Origin of the sequence: Dyella sp. (genome assembly GCF_035277725.1) — a bacterium.
In the GTDB taxonomy this organism is placed as follows: Bacteria; Pseudomonadota; Gammaproteobacteria; order Xanthomonadales; family Rhodanobacteraceae; genus Dyella_B.
Window position 1 is genome coordinate 1 of sequence record NZ_DATEJY010000079.1, and the last position, 18,854, is coordinate 18,854.

Annotated in this window: 9 protein-coding genes and 2 pseudogenes; 9 read left to right on the forward strand and 2 right to left on the reverse strand. The window is 62.0% G+C overall.

Annotated features, from left to right (window positions below):
- The coding region (locus tag VJR68_RS07670; protein WP_324147092.1) for a LacI family DNA-binding transcriptional regulator at nucleotides 1-951 on the reverse strand (951 nt) is incomplete at its 3' end.
- Nucleotides 952-1,247: 296 nt separating this feature from the next.
- Between VJR68_RS07670 and pgmB the strand changes: the two genes are divergently transcribed.
- From pgmB to VJR68_RS07710, 9 genes and pseudogenes are all read left to right on the forward strand, one after another.
- The gene (gene pgmB, locus VJR68_RS07675) at nucleotides 1,248-4,265 is read left to right on the forward strand and encodes a beta-phosphoglucomutase (protein WP_324147073.1); all 3,018 of its coding nucleotides are present in this window, start codon (nucleotides 1,248-1,250) and stop codon (nucleotides 4,263-4,265) included.
- Between the two features lie 63 nt (nucleotides 4,266-4,328).
- The gene (locus VJR68_RS07680) at nucleotides 4,329-6,896 is read left to right on the forward strand and encodes a TonB-dependent receptor (protein WP_324147074.1); all 2,568 of its coding nucleotides are present in this window, start codon (nucleotides 4,329-4,331) and stop codon (nucleotides 6,894-6,896) included.
- A 290-nt stretch (nucleotides 6,897-7,186) separates the two neighbouring features.
- Nucleotides 7,187-8,449, forward strand: coding sequence for an MFS transporter (locus VJR68_RS07685; protein ID WP_324147075.1), 1,263 nt, complete (start codon nucleotides 7,187-7,189; stop codon nucleotides 8,447-8,449).
- A gap of 45 nt (nucleotides 8,450-8,494) precedes the next feature.
- A complete protein-coding gene (locus VJR68_RS07690) occupies nucleotides 8,495-10,741 on the forward strand; it encodes a glycosyl hydrolase family 95 catalytic domain-containing protein (protein ID WP_324147076.1) in 2,247 nt (748 codons plus the stop codon).
- 39 nt (nucleotides 10,742-10,780) lie between these two features.
- Nucleotides 10,781-11,458, forward strand: a pseudogene (locus tag VJR68_RS22035) (tetratricopeptide repeat protein); the annotation flags it as partial.
- 279 nt (nucleotides 11,459-11,737) lie between these two features.
- Nucleotides 11,738-12,568, forward strand: a pseudogene (locus VJR68_RS22040) (putative 2OG-Fe(II) oxygenase); the annotation flags it as partial.
- Between the two features lie 96 nt (nucleotides 12,569-12,664).
- Nucleotides 12,665-14,338, forward strand: coding sequence for a trehalase family glycosidase (locus VJR68_RS07700; protein WP_324147078.1), 1,674 nt, complete (start codon nucleotides 12,665-12,667; stop codon nucleotides 14,336-14,338).
- 117 nt (nucleotides 14,339-14,455) lie between these two features.
- Nucleotides 14,456-15,520: an alpha/beta hydrolase gene (locus VJR68_RS07705; RefSeq protein WP_324147079.1), complete on the forward strand. Its 1,065-nt coding sequence runs from the start codon at nucleotides 14,456-14,458 to the stop codon at nucleotides 15,518-15,520.
- Nucleotides 15,521-15,595: 75 nt separating this feature from the next.
- Nucleotides 15,596-17,041, forward strand: coding sequence for a sigma-54 dependent transcriptional regulator (locus tag VJR68_RS07710; protein ID WP_324147080.1), 1,446 nt, complete (start codon nucleotides 15,596-15,598; stop codon nucleotides 17,039-17,041).
- Between the two features lie 108 nt (nucleotides 17,042-17,149).
- On the opposite strand, the gene VJR68_RS07715 is transcribed toward VJR68_RS07710, so the two are convergent.
- Complete coding sequence (locus VJR68_RS07715; protein ID WP_324147081.1) at nucleotides 17,150-18,739, reverse strand: response regulator; 1,590 nt, start codon at nucleotides 18,737-18,739, stop codon at nucleotides 17,150-17,152.
- Nucleotides 18,740-18,854: the final 115 nt, after the last annotated feature.

Genomic DNA, 18,854 nt, shown 5'->3' on the forward strand with positions numbered 1-18,854 from the left:
CACCACCAACGTCGTCGCCATCATCTGCGACTGCACCTGCTGCCCATGAATCATCGCCAGCACTTTGCGTGCGAGCAGCACGCCGCCTTCCTGCCAGTTCTGCCGCACGCTGCTTAGCGGCGGCAGAAAGCTCGCGCCCAAGGGCGTGTCGTCGTAACCGATCACGGAAACATCGTTGGGCACCGACTGCCCAAGTTCGACCAAGGCGCGGATGGCGCCCATCGCCAGCAAGTCGCTGCAGGCAAAAATGGAATCGAAACGTACCTTGCGCGCCGACAACGAACGTATCGCGTCGATCCCCGATTCCAGCGTGAAATCCGCCCTGCGCAACAGCAAGGGCTTGATGCCGTGCCGTGCCAGTTCGTCGACGAAGCCGAACAGGCGCTGTGACATTTCGGGGTGATCGGGATTGCCGATAAAGACCGGATGGCGGCGCCCGATGGAAAGAAAACGCTCGGCCGCGATGATGCCGCCCTGGCGATTGTCGCTGCCGACGACGATGTGGTTGTCGCCCCCCTCGCCGGCCGCACCCCACACCACCATCGGCAAGCCGAGCTTGTCGTACAGGCGCACCGCATCCTGATGCACGCCCTGGCCCAGCAAAATCAGGCCATCCGCCGCCTGCACCGAGGCGTGGGAAGAACCCTGGCGAGTGGTCAGCAGCACGCTGTAGCCGGCGGAAGTCAGTTCCTGCGAGATACCGCCCAGCAATGACAAAGGGTACGGATCCCACATGGTGCGCTCGGACGACGGCTTCATTTCCACGATCACCGCCACCGTATGGCTGCGGCGCAAGCGCAGATTGCGTGCGCTGACGTTCAACTTGTAGCCATGCTTGCGCGCCAGGGCCTGCACCCGCTCGCGGGTTTCGGCATTGACCAGCGGGCTTTCGCTCAAGGCCCGCGATACGGTGATCTTGGATACCCCCGCCAATTCGGCCAAGTCCGCCATGGTGAGGCTGGGACGCTGCGCAAGAGGTTGTTTTTTCTTGGCCTTCGTCAAGCGGCGATCCTCTTCCTTACAAGTGTTGGCCGGGCACGTTCACACCACCAGCAGCAAGTGTGCCGGACGGGCATCCATTCCTCCAATTGCCACGACGTTTTGGACACGCTCACGGGCGCATCATGCTGCGTCGCAGCGATGATATCGATATCTTGATATCGATATCATCCGGTCTGTATGCTCGCCCTCCACGGCCGAGCCCGGCCGCTTGAGAAGACCAATTAGAAATGCCACGGGGAGAATGCGTGCACAGCAACGAGGCACAAGCGATAGCCATGGAGCCGGCGCACCAGGCCTGCCCCGATCCCTGGCGGGTCGTGCATGCACGCCGTCCGCTGGCGTACGAACTGGCCAAACTGGAAAGCCTGTTCGCCCTGGCCAACGGCACCCTCGGCGTACGCGGCGGGCTGGAAGAAGACAGCAGCCCCACCCAAGGCACCTTCCTGACCGGCGTGTGGGAACGCACGCCTATCGAATACCACGAACGCTTCCCCGGCTTCGCCCGCAGCACCGATACCCGCATTCCCGTCCCCGATGGCATCCGCATCGGCCTGCGCCTCGGTGACGTACCGGTCCATCTGCGCGAAGGCGAATGGCTGGCGTTCGAGCAAGCGCTGGATCTGCGCGCCGGCTGCCTGGAACGCACGCTGCGCTGGCGCTCCCCCAACGGCGCCACCATTGAGATCCAGGCCGAACGCATCGTCCCCCTGCAGACGCCGAACCTGCTGTGCATCCGCTATCGCGTCACCTCGATCGACTACAGCGGGCCGCTGACGCTGGAATCGGCCATCGTCGCCGACGTCAGTGCCGCCGAGCAGGGCGACGATCCGCGTATCGGCACCCGCGTCAAGGGCGGGCTGAGCATCACCGCCGCCGATGCCGACCGCACGCTGGCTTCGCTCTGCCAGCGCACGCAGAACAGCCATATTCGACTCGCCTGCGGCCAGCGGCATCGCGTATTGCAAAGTAACTTGGCGTTCGCCCGCGCCATCGTCGACGAGAGCGAAGGCGTGCAGCAGCACTACGTGGCGGACCTGCGCCCTGGCGACAGCGTAATGCTCGAAAAATTCGTGGCTTACGCCTGCAGCCGTCCCGAAGGCGGTGATACCGAGGCATCCTTGCTTGACAGCGTCGCCACCATGCTGGAGCGCGCGCTCACGCTGGATTTCGACACGCATCGCGCCGAACAGGCACGCGCGTGCGCCGCGTTCTGGCAGGAAGCGGATGTGGAGGTTCACGGCGATAGCGCCGTCGAACAGGCGCTGCGCTTCAATCTGTTTCACTTGATGCAATCCACGCCGCGCGACGGCAGTGGCAGCGCGGCGGCGAAAGGCCTCACCGGCGAGGGTTACGAAGGGCATTATTTCTGGGATGCGGAAGCCTTCATTCTCCCCGCGCTGGCGTTCACCTCGCCCGAGCGCGCGCGCAGCATGCTCGAATACCGCGTCAACACACTCGACCGCGCGCGCAACCATGCGCGCGAAATGAATCACCCCAACGGTGCGCTCTATCCATGGCGCACCATCAGCGGCGATGAATGCTCGGCCTACTTTCCTTCCGGCTCAGCGCAATACCACATCAATGCCGCGATCGCGTTCGCGATCCGCCTGTACGTCGATGCCACCGGCGATATCGATTTCCTGGTACGCGGCGGTGCCGAGGTGCTGTTCGAAACCGCGCGCCTGTGGCATCACGTCGGCAACTTCAATCCGCGCCGCGGCAATGCGTTCTGCATTTGCCAGGTGACCGGTCCGGACGAATACACCGCGCTGGTCGACAACAACTACTACACCAATCACATGGCGCAACAGCATCTGCGCCATGCTGCCTCGGTGGCATCGCAGCTTGGCCGCGAACGGCCGCAGGATTACGCGCGCATCGCCACGCAGCTGGATCTGTCGGATAAGGAAATCGCCGCGTGGCTGGCAGCCGCCGATGCGATGTATCTGCCGGTCGATGCGGAACTGGGCATCTTTCCGCAGGACGACGACTTCCTCAACAAGCCGCGCCTGCCGATCGCGCACCCGAGCGAACACGGCCATCGTCCGCTGCTGCTGCAATTGCATCCGCTGACGATCTATCGCCACCAGGTATGCAAGCAGGCCGACGTGCTGCAAGCCTTCGTGCTGGCCGGCAACACCATCGATGTCGAAAGCAAGCGGCGCAACTTCGATTACTACGAAGGCGTCACCGTGCACGACTCCACGCTGTCGGCGTCGACCTTCAGCGTGGTGGCCGCGGAAGTCGGCTATGCGCAGAAAGCATACGGCTATTTCCTCGACACGCTGCGCGTCGATCTGGACAACCTGCACGGCAATACTTCGCACGGCGTGCACATGGCCGCGATGGCTGGCAGCTGGATGGCGCTGGCCTGGGGCTTCGGTGGCATGCGCGTGGTCGATGGACGCCCGGCCTTCGCCCCCACCCTGCCGCCTGCCTGGAGCAGCTATCGCTTCGGCGTGCGCTGGCGCGATCACCATATTCGTATCGCCGTCAAAAAAGATCGCGTGGAATACACGCTTACCGAAGGCGCGCAGCTGGACATTCTTCACCGCGGCAAGACGGTGATGCTGCACGCTGGCCATACCGTCAACCTTCCCCTGCATGCCTCCGCACGCCCTGAACTGAAGGGCGTCATCTTCGATCTCGACGGCGTGATTGCCGACACCGCGATCGTGCACCACGCTGCCTGGAAACGCCTTGCGCTGGAAATCGGCCTTGCGTTCGACGATGCGATCGGCGAACGCATCAAGGGCGTGGATCGTCGCGGCTCGCTGGACATCCTGCTGGAGCGCGCATCGCGCACGTATTCGGAAGACGAAAAAGAAGCGCTCGCCTCGCGCAAAAACGAATACTACAAGCAGCAGATCGAAACCTTCGGCTCGCAAAACCTGCTGCCCGGCGCACGCCAAGCCGTCGAATCGGTGCGCCGCGCGGGCCTGAAAACCGCGCTGGCGTCGGCCAGCCGCAATGCACCGCTTTTGCTGGAAAGGCTCGGCATCGCGGATTTGTTCGACTACGTGGTGGATGCCAATCACATCAGTCGCGCCAAACCCGATCCGGAGATTTTCCTGGCCGCCGCGCGCGGCCTCGGCTTGGAGCCGAGCGAATGTATCGGCGTGGAGGACGCCGCGGCAGGGATCGCCAGCATTCACGCTGCGGGAATGAAGGCGATAGGAGTAGGCCAGGCGCAAGCACTGGCTCAGGCGGATCTGCTGTTGCCGAACGTTGCCGCGTTCGACATCAGTCTGTTTACGACATAAGCGGCTAACAGACGCGGTCATGCCGCGTCACATCACATACGAAACAGTTGGGGAGAACGTTCGATGAAGACCAAGCCACTCACACGCGTTGCGTTATCGGCGGCGATCACCGCCACGCTGATGTCCGGCGCGGCCTATGCGCAAGATAACGGTCAGACGCAAACCACTTCGACAACACCGTCCACCACGGCGCCTGCGCAAAACACCAATTCGCAGCGCTCCAACAACGGTAACGGCAAGAACGTATCGACGTTGCAACAGGTCGTGGTCACCGGCACCGCTACCTTCGGCGGTATCAAGAAGATCGACGCGGCGTACTCGGTCACCTCGATGAGCTCGCAGCAGATCAAGCAGGCCAACCCGGTCAGCGCCGCGGATCTGTTGAAAGCATCGCCGGGCGTGTTCCCCGAATCCTCCGGCGGCCAGACCGGTGCGAACATTGAAGTGGCTGGCTTCCCGGGTGGCGGCGACGCGCCTTATGCCACCTTCCAGCTCAACGGCAGCCCGCTGTATCCGATGTCCAACCTGTCCTTCATGGAACACTCCACTATGTTCCGCCTGGACGACACCATCGATCGCGCCGAAATCGTGCAAGGCGGCCCATCGGTGCTGTACGGCAATGGCCAGCCCGGCGTCACGGCCAACTTCATTCTGAAAGAAGGCACCGACGTTCCTTCCGGCGACATCGGCTTTACCTACGGCACCGATAACACTCAGCGTATCGACGGCTTTATCGGCTTCAAGATTGCCGATGGCTGGTACGGCAGCTTTGGCGGCTTCTGGCGTCGCGACAATATCCGCGATCCGCAATTTGCTGCCGACAAAGGTGGCCAGCTTACCGCGACGCTGTCGCGCGACTGGGATAACGGCTCGCTGATGTTCTACGCGCGTGCGTTGAAGGATCACAACCAGTTCGTCACCGACACGCCGATTCTCAATCCGAGCAAGGGTCAGTTCTCCGATTACCCCGGCTTCAGTCCACTCACCGGCACGTTCGGCAGCAAGGCCGACCAGTATGAATTCATCGAGACCACGCCTTGCTACACCGCGGGCTGCAAACCCGGTGGCCAGGATGTGAATCTGGCCAAAGGACGTGGCGCTGATCTGCGCACGTTTGGTGCGAATTTCGACTGGGACTTCGGTAACGGCTGGTCGCTGTCGGACAAGCTGGGTATCACGACCGGCGAGTTGAACACCATTTCGTTCTTCAGCACGGGTGCAAACCCCACCTCGCTGGCCTCCTACATCACCAGCCAAGTGGCCGCAGACATAACCTCGGGTCAGCTACCTGCGGGTGCCTACACCGCTACCGCCAACTACACCAATGGCCAAGCGGCCGACATGAACCAGAACGTCACCCAGCAAGGACTGTGGTACGTACGCAAAAATCTCCAATCGATCGGCAACGAATTCCATGTCAGCGACGAGTTGTTCGAAGGCAATACGCTGACTTTGGGCAATTGGACGGCCGTCTATCAGGACCATGACACCTGGTACCTCGGCAACAACATGTTGTTGCAGGCGATCACCAATCCGAACCCCATCGTCGTCACACTCAACAACGGCGCGAATACCTACGATCTGACCGATCCGCAAGGCTTCGTCAGCGGCGTTACTGCCGCAGCGGTCAAGGAACGCTGGCACGGCTTCAACTCCGCGTTCTTCGTCACGGATACCTGGAAGATCAACAACTGGCTGATCGATGGCGGCATCCGCGTGGAGCACCAGAATTCCAACGGTGCCATCGCCAATACCGCCACGGGCGATCTGGATAACAACCCGTACACGCTCTACAACAACAGCTCGCAGTATTTCTCGGGCGGCAACCAGTACATCAATTACTCGAAGACCGAGAAGTCGTGGACGCTCGGCGCCAACTACGAGTTCAATCCGAGCATGAGCGCCTACGTTCGTGCAAACCTGGGTGTTCACTTCCCGGACTTCGATGACCTGCGCGGCCTGCCGACCATGCCGGTGCAGAAGGTGAAGAACTATGAAATCGGCTTCAAGTACCAGGCCGACTGGATCTACGCCGATGTCGCTGCGTATCGCCGCCTGTTCAACAACGTGCCGTACACCATCACCACGGACAGCGGCCAGAACACTTATGTGTATGGTTCGCAGACCAAGGGCGTGAACTTCACCACTACGATCAAGCCGTTCGAGCACGCCGCGATCCTCTTCTCCGGCGACTGGATGGATGGCCATTACTACCGTTACGTCGGTTGCTTGGCCTATACGACGCAGAGTGGCGCCAATGCATGTAGCAGCATCAACGGCATGCAGCTGCAACGCCAGCCGAAGTTCCAGTTCCGCTTGCAGCCGTCCTACGACTTCCCCACCAGCTGGGGTGACGTGAAGGCATGGATCACCTACGAATATGTCGGTGATCGCTACGGTGACCTGATCCAGCAGCAGCCGTTGGGTAATTACTACGATCTGGCCTTCGGCGTGCAAGCCAATGTCGGTCCGCACTGGGTCTACAGCGTGCAAGGCACCAACATCACCAACCAGATCGGCATCACCGAGGGCAACGCCCGCCTGTTCGGCTTCGCCAGTTCCGGTGGCACGATCCTGGCCCGCTCGATCTGGGGCCGGCAGATCTGGGGGCAGGTCAAGTACAACTTCTGATGTGCCTTTCCCTCTCTCCCTCGTTGTCAGTCAACGAGGGCGAGAAGGTTTGATGTGTTGTTAGCCGCCCTCCCCTCCTTTGGGCAACCATGGCCGGGTTCTGTATCCGGCCATGGACTTTCCTTCCATAACACGTTGTAAAGTCGCGTAACCCGCGGCCGTCATTCCCGCGAAAGCAGGAATCCACTTTGCTCTGGTGCGAAAGCGAAGATGGATTCCCGCTTTCGCGGGAATGACGACCATGAGAATTGCGTACTCCTCACTCCTGACTTGGACGAAGGCAGGTCGCCATGAACCGCTTCCGCATGATCGCCGCGCTCGCCCTGATCTATATGGTCTTCGCGATTCTGCTCAACAGCGTCGGCACGGTCATCCTGCAATCGATCTACACTTTCGGCGTCGACAAGCCGCAGGCGAGCCTGCTGGAATTGTTCAAGGACTTGCCGGTCGCGGTCACGTCCTTTCTGGTTGCGTCGTTTCTTCCCCTGCTTGGCTATCGGCGCGCGATGATGATCGCGCTGGGCATCGTGGCCTGCGCGTGCGTGCTGATGCCGCTGTATCCCAGTTTCCACACCACGGAACTGCTATTCACCTGCGTCGGCGTGTCGTTCGCCCTGACCAAGGTGGCGGTGTATTCCTCGATCGGCTTGCTCACGAATGATCGCAGCGAGCACGGCCGGCTCACCAACACCGTCGAAGGCTTGTTCATGATCGGTGTGCTGATCGCCGGCTGGCTGTTCAGCGCCTTCGTCGATCATGCGACGCCGGCGAATCCGTCCTGGCTCAACGTTTATTGGGTACTGGCCGTGATCAGCGTGCTGGTGATCGTGCTGTTGGCCACCTCGCGCATGGACGAATCGGCCGCGCGCACCGAGGAAACCAAATCCATGCACGGCTCGCTGCTGGAAATGCTGCATCTGTTCCTGCGACCGCTGGTGTACGTGTTCCTCACTTCAGCCTTTCTGTATGTGCTGATCGAACAGAGTTTCAGCACCTGGCTGCCTACCTTCAATAACGAAATTCTCAAGTTGCCCAATGCGATGAGCATTCAGATGGCGACCATTCTGGCCGGTGCTTCCGCCGTGGGCCGCATCGTTGCCGGCCAGGTACTGCGCCGCATGCCGTGGTACGCGCTGCTGAACATCTGCGTGGTCGGCATGGGTTTGCTGGTGACGTTGACCTTGCCGTTGGCGCACGGCGTGATCGCACGCGCCGACGTCGGCTGGTTGAACGCGCCGGCAGCGGCCTATCTGATTCCGCTGATCGGCGTGCTGATGGCGCCGATCTATCCGGTGATCAACTCGGTGGCCCTCAGTTCGCTGCCCAAGCCGGCGCATGCGGCGATGACCGGCTTGATCGTCATTTTCTCCGCGCTCGGCGGCACGCTGGGTTCGCGCATCACCGCCGTCGTGTTTTCACGTTTCGACGGCATCCATGCGTTCTACTTTTCGCTGGTGCCGATGCTGCTGATCCTGGTCACGCTGTTTTTCTTCAAGCGCGAAACCGATCGCACCGGCACCGCCGCGGTCAGCATCACGCTGGCCTCCAAATAGCGCTTTCCGGAGCGGAGCGCCTCACGCACTATCGCTGGAGTTTTCATGAGCCTTCGTCACCTCGGCCTGTCCGGTTTGCTTTTCGCCGCACTGGCGACCACGTCCGCCAGCTACGCGGCGACTGATACGAGCTTCGTGCTGACGGGCACGTCGGATAACTTCGGCAGCTACTTCCCCAGCTATCTGGCCAACGGCTATTTCTCCACCATGACCACACCGCGCGGCACCGAGCCCACGCGCGCTTACATGGTCGCGTTCATGGATTACGACAAAAGCGATATCTCGCGCCCCGCCGCCGTTCCCGGCTGGAGCGAGATCGACTACAACCCGGGCGGCGGCTGGATCAATTCCACCCGGCTGGACCAGAAGATCTTCGCGGACTACGCACAGACGCTCGACATGTACGACGGCACGCTCACCACGCGCTATCGTTTCGATTACGCCAACAAGTCGACCGACGTCAAAGTCACCACCTTCGTCAGCCAGGCCGATACGCATCTGGCCGCGACGCAGTTCACCATCACGCCGCATTTCGACGGCAGTGTGGAACTCACCTTTCCCATTCGCCTGTGGTCCGAGCATCAACCGCGCTTTCCCATCCACAGCATGACCGGTGACCAGATGATCGCGGCGGTGATCGCCAGCGGCCAGAATCTCGACAACAAGCCGGTGCCGACGCCTGATCGTGCAGCCGTGTGGTATCCGGGTTACACAGAAGTGCTCGACAACGATGGCGATACCAAAACGCTGACGCTGTGGCTCAACGGCCGCGCGAAGCAAGGGTTAAGCATGGCCGAAGCGGCAGCAATCGAGCTGCCGAAGTCGCTGGATATCCAGAGCGTAAAGCTCGACAAGACGTCCGATCTGCTATCGCTGCACATCACCGCCAAGCTGAAGCAGAACACCACGTACACCTTCACCAAATACCTTGCCGCCTCACGCCAGGATTGGGGTGGTGACGCGAAGGCCGACGTCGCGCTTGCCGAACAGGCACGCAGCACCGGCTTCGATACGTTGCTCGCACGGCATCAAGCCGCATGGCATGAACTGTGGAAGTCGGACATCGTGGTGGATGGCGATCCGGCCGTGCAGAAAGCCGTGCACTCCGATCTGTATTACCTGCTCTCCAACACCACCGTCGGCACCGCATGGCCGATGGGCGCTTGCGCGCTCACGCCGAACTACGCCGGCCACGCGTTCTGGGACAGCGACTCGTGGGTATTCCCGGCGCTGCTGCTGTTGCACCCGGAACGTGCCAAGCCGATCGTGATGTTCCGCCATCGCACCATGCAGCCCGCGCGCGAACGCGCCATTCAATACGGCGCAAAAGGCACGATGTATCCATGGGAAGCCGATCCGCAGACCGGTGTGGACAACACCCCGCATTTTGCCTACGGCGTATATCGCGAGATCCACGTCAATGCGGATATCGCGATTGCGCAATGGCAGTACTACCTGGCCAGCGGCGACAAGGAATGGCTGAAGCAAAACGGCTGGCCGGTGATCCGCGAGATCGCCCAGTTCTGGGCCAGTCGCGTCACCTACAACAAGGCGGCAGATCGCTACGAAATCATGCATGTCACCTCGCCGGACGAAGCCTACGACGACGTGCCGAACGACTCCTTCACCAACGCCGCCGCGCGCAAGGCGCTCAACATTGCCATCGAAGCGGCAAAGGTCGCTGGCGAACCGGCCGATCCACAGTGGTCGCAGATTGCCGGCAAGATGTACATCCCGTTCCTCGAGCAGGAACAGCGGCACCTGGATTTCGATCAATCGGTGCCGCACGACAAGATCACCTGGATGGGTTCGTCGCTGGCATGGTTGATGTATCCCAACCTTGATCTGCCAATGTCGGAAACCGTGCGCCGCCATGACTTCGACTTCCAGCTGCACGAACTGAAAGTGCACGGCGACGATCCGAACGAGATGATGATGGTGATGCTTGCTGTCGGCGCGTCCGAACTGGGCGACGCCAAGACCGCCGGCGATTGGATTCAACGCAACCTGGTCGGCTTCCTGAAACCGCCGTTCAACGTGCGCACCGAAACCGTGGCGAACAATGCGGGTTATATTCTGGCCACCTCATCCGGTTTTCTGCAGAGCATGATCTACGGTCTCACCGGCTTGCGCATCGATGACAAGGGCCTGGATGCGGCTTATGCGCCGGTACTGCCACCGAGCTGGGCGTCGTTGAAGCTTCAGCGCATCAGCTTTCGAGGCAAGCAGTACGACATCACCATCACACGCGATGCGCACGGCAAGGCGGAACTGACCCGCACGCCACTGTAAACAGCCATGTCCACGCTTTCGCCCTCGCTACGCGAAACCATGCAGCACGTCGGTACGCTGCTGCAGGCGGGGGATTTTCGTGGCGCGCACGACCAGCTTCAATCGGTGGTTGAACAACATCCCGACTATGCGGAAGCCATGCGTCTGCTTGGCGGCGTCAAACAGGCGCTTGGCGACATCGAAGGCGCGGAAGCATCGTTGCGCAAAGCGATGGCGGCCGATCCCGGCTGGGCGCCCACCTGGGCTTCGCTCGGCGAGTTGCTGCTCAACAGCGGACGCGCGGACGAAGCCGTGCCGCTCTTGCAACGCGTCGCCTCGCGCCTGCCACATGCCGCCTTGCTGCTGGCGCGGTACTACAACGACCAGCAGCGTCCGGCCGATGCCTTGACGCTCGTCGCCCCACTATGCGGTTCCACCCAGGCACCGGCCGAACTGATCGCACAGCACATCGCCGCGCTGGCCGCGCTCGGGCGCCAGGACGAAGCCGTCAGCTTTTATTGCCGCCGGGCCGAAGCCTTGCCGAACGATCCTGCTGCGGCGCATGCCATGGCGATGGCCTTGGCCGCGGCTTCCCAGCATGCCGATGCCGAACGCGCCGCCGGCAACGCGCTGGCGCTCGGCCATAAAACCGCGGCGGTTTATTTCACGCATGCAAGCAGCCTGATTGCACTCGGCAAGCTGGAAGCCGCCGAAGCGGCCCTGCGCGATTGCTTGCGGCAGGAACCGCGCCATATCGATGCGCACGATCATCTCGCGCGGCTGGTCTGGATGCGCACGGGCGACAACGCGCAAACCACGGCCTTGCTCGATCAAGCGCTGCAACGTTTCCAGGGCGACGAATCGCTACTCGCTACCAAAGCCGCGATTCTGCAGGGCGCTGGCGATGCGCATGCCGCTTATCAATGCCTGGCAAGCTCGGCAGCACACGCGCGCGCCACGCCATCGCTGTTGATACGCGCCGGGCTCGCTGCGTTGGAATTCGATCCGCTTGCCGCACTGGCCTTGGCCGAACGCGCCCTGCAACGATCCCCATCTTCCAGTGCAGCACGAAACCTGCAGGCCGCCGCGTTGCTGGGCACCGGCGATCCGCAAAACGCACTGCGCCATTGCGAAGCGCTGCTCGCCAACGCACCGGACGATCAATACCTGATCGCCTTGCAGACCACCGCATGGCGTTTGCTTGGCGACGAACGCTACGAGGCATTTTGCGATTACGACGATCTGGTACGTCCGCAAACCTTGCAAGCGCCTGCGCCGTGGCCGAATCTGCCGCACTTCCTCGCCGATCTGAAAAGCAGTCTTGCGTGCCTGCACAATCCGCATGGCCATCCACTGCTGTTCCAATCGCTGCGGCATGGCACGGAAACCACCGGTGATCTGACGCGTTATCCCAACCCCGTGATCCAGGCGCTGTTCCAGGCCTTTGATGCGCCGATCCGCGCGTACCTTGCCCATATCGGCCATGGTGCCGACCCGCTGCGCCGCCGCAATCGTGGCACCTACCGCTATAACGGCGGCTGGTCGGTACGCTTGCGCAGCGCGGGCTATCACACCAACCACGTACATCCGCGCGGCTGGATTTCCTCAGCGTTCTACGTGGACCTTCCCGACGACATGGCGGATGCTGCCACGCCCGATGGCTGCCTTGCATTCGGGCAACCCAGCATCCTGACCACGCCTGCGTTGCATGCACAACACCTGGTGCGTCCCGAAGCAGGCCGGCTGGTGCTGTTTCCCTCCTACGTCTGGCACGGCACCGTGCCATTTCATAGCGAGCAAACGCGGCTGACGGTCGCCTTCGACGTGGTGCCGGAGGAGGCGACATGATGCAACCGATGCAACGTCACGCTTACGCGCCATACTTTTTGATTGACACACGCGATCGGCGGCTCGTTCGCCGATGGCACTGGATGGGGAATTCGCATGAAACGCACACAACGACTTGCCGCCAACTCACGCTATTTCGCCCTGCTGCTGTCGGCCGCGCTGGTCGCCACCGCTTCGGCCGCCCAGCCCGATCCCGCCAGGACACGCACCTATATCGACAAGGCCTGGACCACGCTCACGCGTTCGCAGGACGAGTGCAAATCCCTGCTTGATCCCAAGATCAAGACCCGCCCGGTGCTGTATGTGCCGGCGCAGTTCACCCTGCCGCAAGATCTGTTGAAGGTGGAGAAACGCTGCAACATCGACGTACACACTTTGCCGAAAACGGTCGAGCAGCTGGGCGATATCGATGCGACCAGGCTGCCGGTGCAAGGCCTGCTTTATCTGCCGCATCCGTACGTGGTACCTGGCGGGTTCTTCAACGAGATGTATGGCTGGGACAGCTACTTCATCCTGCTGGGCTTGGTGGCCGATCATCGCATTGAACTGGCGCGCGACATGGTCGACAACGCGCTGTTCGAAGTGCAGTACTACGGCGGCGTGCTCAACGCCAATCGCACGTATTACCTCAGCCGTTCGCAGCCGCCGTTCCTGAGCCAGATGATGGTATCCCTGCTCAACGATCCGGCCAGCTTTCACAGTGCGAACGAGAAACGCGCATGGCTGGAGAAAGCGTATCCGTTGGCAGTGCGCAATCACGATATCTGGACGCGCCAGGAGCATCTCGCCGGCAATACGGGGTTGGCGCGCTACTACGATTTCGGCAGCGGCCCGGTGCTGGAGGCGCAGGACAGCGAGTTCTACGGCGGCGTGATCAAGTGGCTGGTAGCACATCCCAAGGACAACCCGGATTATTTGCTGAAGGCCGCGCAGCATCCGGATGCTGCCGAAACCGAGCGCCTGAAAACCGAAAGCTGCGACGTCATGGCCTCCAAGGTTTGCGCCGGCAATTGGTATGGCGGCTATCGCCTGACGGCCGACTACTACCATGGCGATCGCGCGATGCGCGAGTCGGGCTTCGACACGAATTTCCACTACGGCCCGTTCGGCGGTTCCACGCATCACTACGCCGACGTGAGCTTGAACAGCCTGCTCTATCGCTATGAACTGGATCTTCGTGATTTCGCCCAGCAACTCGGCAAGACCGACGACGCGGAGCGCTGGGCGAAAGCCGCCGCCGCGCGCAAGGAAGCGATGAACAAATATCTGTGGCGCCCGGAGCTCGGCATGTATCGCGATTACGACTTCGTCGCCGGCAAGCCGTCCGATGCACCGTATCTCACCACCTTCTATCCGCTATGGGCCGGCGCGGCCTCGCCCGAACAGGCCGCCTCGGTGCGTGGCAAGCTTTCCATTTTCGAATTGCCCGGCGGCCTGGCGATGGACAACCGTCCCAGCGGTGCGCAGTGGAACGCACCGTTCGGCTGGGCGCCGACCAACTGGCTCGCGGTGGCCGGCCTCGATGCGTATGGCTTTCATGACGACGCGCATCGCATCGCCGGCAAGTTCAACGCAACGATCGATCGCAGCTTTGCGGCCGACGGCACCATCCGCGAGAAATACAACATGGCCAGCGGCAATGCGGACGTGAAAGTCAGCGCGGGGTACACCACCAATGTGATCGGCTTTGGCTGGACCAATGGGGTGTATTTGAAGATGGAGGAAATCTTGAGTGGGACAAAGGCGAAGGCGACTAACGCCGCACCTTAAACTCAGGGTTACCGTAAGAAGCACGCGTCCCATGAAGGCCGTCATTCCCGCGGAAGCGGAAATGACGGTCTTGATATCTACGACTTTCGTGGATATCCATCGCGAATCGGAGGAATCATGCCTACCTCACGTTTCTTATGCGTTGTAGCAGCCTCACTGTTCAGCACAGCGATATCCGCACAAGACACCGCACCTAGCGTCAAACCCGACGCCACCGTCACCTCACCGGCCCTCAGCATTCCCTATTCCAGCTTCGCTTCCCCGGAAGCACGCGCGCTCTTTCCCAAGCTGCTCGCCGAAGGCAGCAAAGCCCCGCCCATCGATGCGCCGATTGAACAAAGCCGTGCCTTCTACGATCGGCTCAACAGCGACCGCGTCACGCGCATGCAGAAGATGTACGCGGTCAGAATCCACAGCGAAAAAATCGCCGGTGTCAGTGCGGATGTAGTGCTGCCTGCGCAAGGCCTCGCCAAGGAGAACGAACACCGCGTGCTGATCAATCTGCATGGCGGCGCATTTCTGTGGGGCGCGCACAGCGGTGGCCTGGTGGAAGCGATACCCGTGGCCAGCGTCGGGCGCATCAAGGTCATCACGCTCGATTACCGGCAAGGACCGGAGCACACCTTCCCCGCGGCAAGCGACGACGTCGAGGCGGTGTACCGCGCCTTGCTCAAGCAATACAAGCCGCAGCAGATCGGCATCTACGGTTGTTCGGCCGGCGGCATCCTCACTGGCGAATCCGTTGCGCGCCTGATCACCGACAAGCTGCCGGTGCCGGGCGCCATCGGCACTTTTTGCGGCTCCTTGCTGGATATCGAAGGCGATTCAGCCTTCGTGGCTCCGGTGTTGAACGGCCAAGGGGTGCCCGCCCACCGGCTCACCCTGGTCGATCTACCCTATTTTCACGGCGCCAATCCACGTGATCCGCTGGTGCAGCCGGGGCTGTCACCCACGCTACTGGCCAAGTTTCCTCCGACCCTGCTGATCACCGGCACACGCGACATGACCATGAGTTCGGTGCTGGCCAGCCAGCAATTGCTCGACAAGGCCGGCGTGAAGACCGAGCTGCGCGTGTGGGAGGGCATGTGGCACTCGTTTTTCTCGGACCCGGAGCTGCCCGAATCGCAAGACGCCTATCGCGTGATAGTCACGTTTTTCCGCATGCACTTAAGGCAACACTGACCGTGAATGCGTCGCGCTTTGCCACTTGCGAGTGCGGCGAGTATCCTGAACGGCAACCCATCATCGCCTACGGACATGAGCCAACAGACCGTCTTGGTCATTGACGACGAACGCGATATTCGCGAACTGCTGACGATCACGCTCGGCCGCATGGACCTGAAGGTCGATGCCGTCGGCACGGTGGCCGAAGCGCGGCAGGCGCTTTCCGAGCGCCATTACGACCTCTGCTTTACCGACATGCGGCTGCCCGACGGCAGCGGCCAGGAAATCATCGAGCTGATCGCGGCCGAGTACGACGAGACGCCGGTGGCGATGATCACCGCCTACGGCAACGTTGACGCGGCCGTCACGGCGCTGAAGGCCGGTGCATTCGATTTCGTCTCCAAGCCGGTGGACATCCAGATGCTGCGCCGGCTGGTGCGCACCGCGCTGAAGCTGGCGGAAGAAAAACGCACCGGCGGCGGCGCGGGTCCGGCCACGACCGGCTCCAGTGAACGGCTGATCGGTGATTCGTCTGCGATGCAGCAGGTGCGCAACACCATCACCAAGCTGGCCCGCAACCAGGCACCGGTGTACATCGCCGGCGAATCGGGCGTGGGCAAGGAATTGGTGGCACGCCTGATTCACGAACAAGGTCCGCGCGCCAGCGGCCCGTTCGTGCCGGTGAACTGCGGTGCGATTCCGTCCGAGCTGATGGAAAGCGAATTCTTCGGCCATCGCAAAGGCAGCTTCACCGGCGCGGTCGCCGACAAGGAAGGCCTGTTCCAGGCGGCGCACGGCGGCACGCTGTTCCTGGACGAGGTGGCCGAGCTACCGCTGCATATGCAGGTGAAGCTGCTGCGCGCGATCCAGGAAAAGGCCGTGCGCCCGATCGGTGCGCGCGAGGAAATCGCGGTGGACGTGCGCATTCTGTCCGCCACGCACAAGAATCTTGCCGCGCTGGTGGACCAGGGCCAGTTCCGCCAGGACTTGTTCTACCGCATCAACGTGATCGAGCTGCGCGTGCCGCCGCTGCGCGAACGCCGTGGCGACGTGCCGCTGCTGGCCGAATTCGTGTTGCGCCAGCTGGCGATCAAGAGTGGCGGTGGCACACCGGTGCGTCTGCTGCCGGAAGCGCGCCAGGCACTGGAGGATTACGACTTCCCCGGCAACGTGCGCGAACTGGAAAACATCCTGGAACGTGCCGTGGCGATGTGCGACGGTGACCGCATCGACGCCAGCGACCTGATGCTGCCGCAACGTCCGCCGCGGCACGGTGCGGAAGCCGGCACTGCGGCACACGGTGGCGCGCACCACGCGCAACCCGCCGCTTATCCGCCTACGCATGTACCGGCAAGTGCACCGGCAGCGCAAACGCCGTCGAGCGAATTGCCGCTGGATGACTACATCAGCAATCTCGAACGCACCGCGATCATGAAGGCGCTGGAGGAGTCGCGCTACAACAAGACGGCAGCGGCGCGAAAACTGGGCATTACGTTCCGGGCGTTGCGCTACAAGCTGAAGAAGCTCGGCATCGATTGACGCTTTTTGTAGGTTGGGGTGCGAACCCCAACATTCCCATCGCCCACGCATCCCGATGTTGGGGTTCGCACCCCAACCTACCGAATGCGGCATACGCGACGATGGCCATCAATGGCGTGGTTTGCCCTTGCCATCGTTCAAGGCCTCACGCACCGCGTGCAACAAGGCGCGCGTGCCCACGGGCTTGTTCAGGCGCCGCACGCGATTGCCATCCGGCATGGGCAGCTTCGCGGAACCGGATGCATCGTCTGCGCGTGACAGCACCAGCACACCGCGGCGATAGCCGTATTGGCTCAGCGCGGCCAGCGTACGTTCGCTGGTGAAGAGGCTCATGTCGGCGTCCATCACCACCAGATCCGGCAGACCGCAGGCTTCGATCCATTGCAGCGCGGCGGTGCCGCTCTGGCTGGCGTGCACTTCGTAGCCCCAGGCATCGAGCGTGTCGCTCAGCAGCGTCAACTGGCCGGCTTCTTCCACCACCAGCAGCACGTGTTCGGCATTGCCGTGCAGGGTGGCGTCGTTTTCGACCAGGTCGAGATCCGTCGCATCGCTGGTCGCGCGCAGCAGCGGGATGTACAGATCGAAGCAACTGCCTTCGCCGACCACGCTGTCCATGCGCATCACGCCGCCATGGCTGTAGACGATGCGGCGGCATGACAGCAAGCCTAGGCCAGTTCCGCCTTCCTTGGTGGTGAAGAACGGCTCGAACAGCCGCTTGCGCACGTCATCGGTCATGCCGATGCCGGTATCGCTGACCGACAGGCACACATAGTCGCCGGGGTGCGCGTCTTCCTGCTCCAGGAAAAAGCGCTGATCCAATTTTGATTTGCGGGTGGTGACACGCAGGATGCCGCCGTTTGGCATCGCCTGGATCGCATTGAGGGAAAGGTTGAGCAGGCATTGCTGCAGCTCAGTGTGATTGCCCTCGAAGGTGAGCTGCGGATCGGCCACGTCGATATCGAGCGTCACCGTGCGCGGCACACTGCCTTGCAGCAGCAGCGATAGCGCATCGATCAGCGCCTGCACTTTCACCTGCTCGGCACGGCGCGCACCGCGCGCGAACGACAGCATGGACTGCACCATTTCCAGCCCGCGTCGTCCGCAATCGCGCACCAACGCGCCAAGCCGCGCCAGGCGCGGGTCATCTTGATAGTCCTGCAGGCTGTCACCGGCCAGCAGCAAAGGCTGTAGCAGATTGCGCAGATCGTGGCTCAAGCCGCCGGCCAGCATGGCCAGACTCTCAAAGCGCTGGATGCGGATCAGCTCCGCCTCGGCCCGCGCTCGTGCGCGTTGTTCTTCCGCCTCACGCAGGGCACGGCGCACGGCGCTCGCCAAGCGCGCGGGGTTCTGCTTGAGGATGTAATCGGTGGCGCCTTCGCGCAGCGCGGCGATCGCCGCTTCCTCGCCCAGCGTGGCCGAGACGTAGATGAAGGGAATGTCCTCGCTGTGGTCGCGCAGCAGTTCCAGCGCGCGCTGTCCGGAGAAGCCGGGCATGCTGAGGTCGGACAGGATGATCTGCGGCTTGAATTCCTTGAGCGTCCGCACGTAGGCAGACTCGTCGTCGACCAGGCGCACGTCGTAGTCGATGCCATCGGCCTGCAGTTCGGTCAGCACCAGCTCCGCATCGAGCGTGCTGTCCTCGACCTGCAGTACCCGTATGCGGGGCAACGAACGTTGTTGGCTGGACTTGTCAGGCATTCCTTCTGCGTTCCAAGTGGACCTGAACATCATATTTCAATCGGCAACAGGTGAAATGAGAGCGAGGCGCAGGGAATCAACGAACAGGCACTCGCCCGCCCGGTCGCTCCTGCCG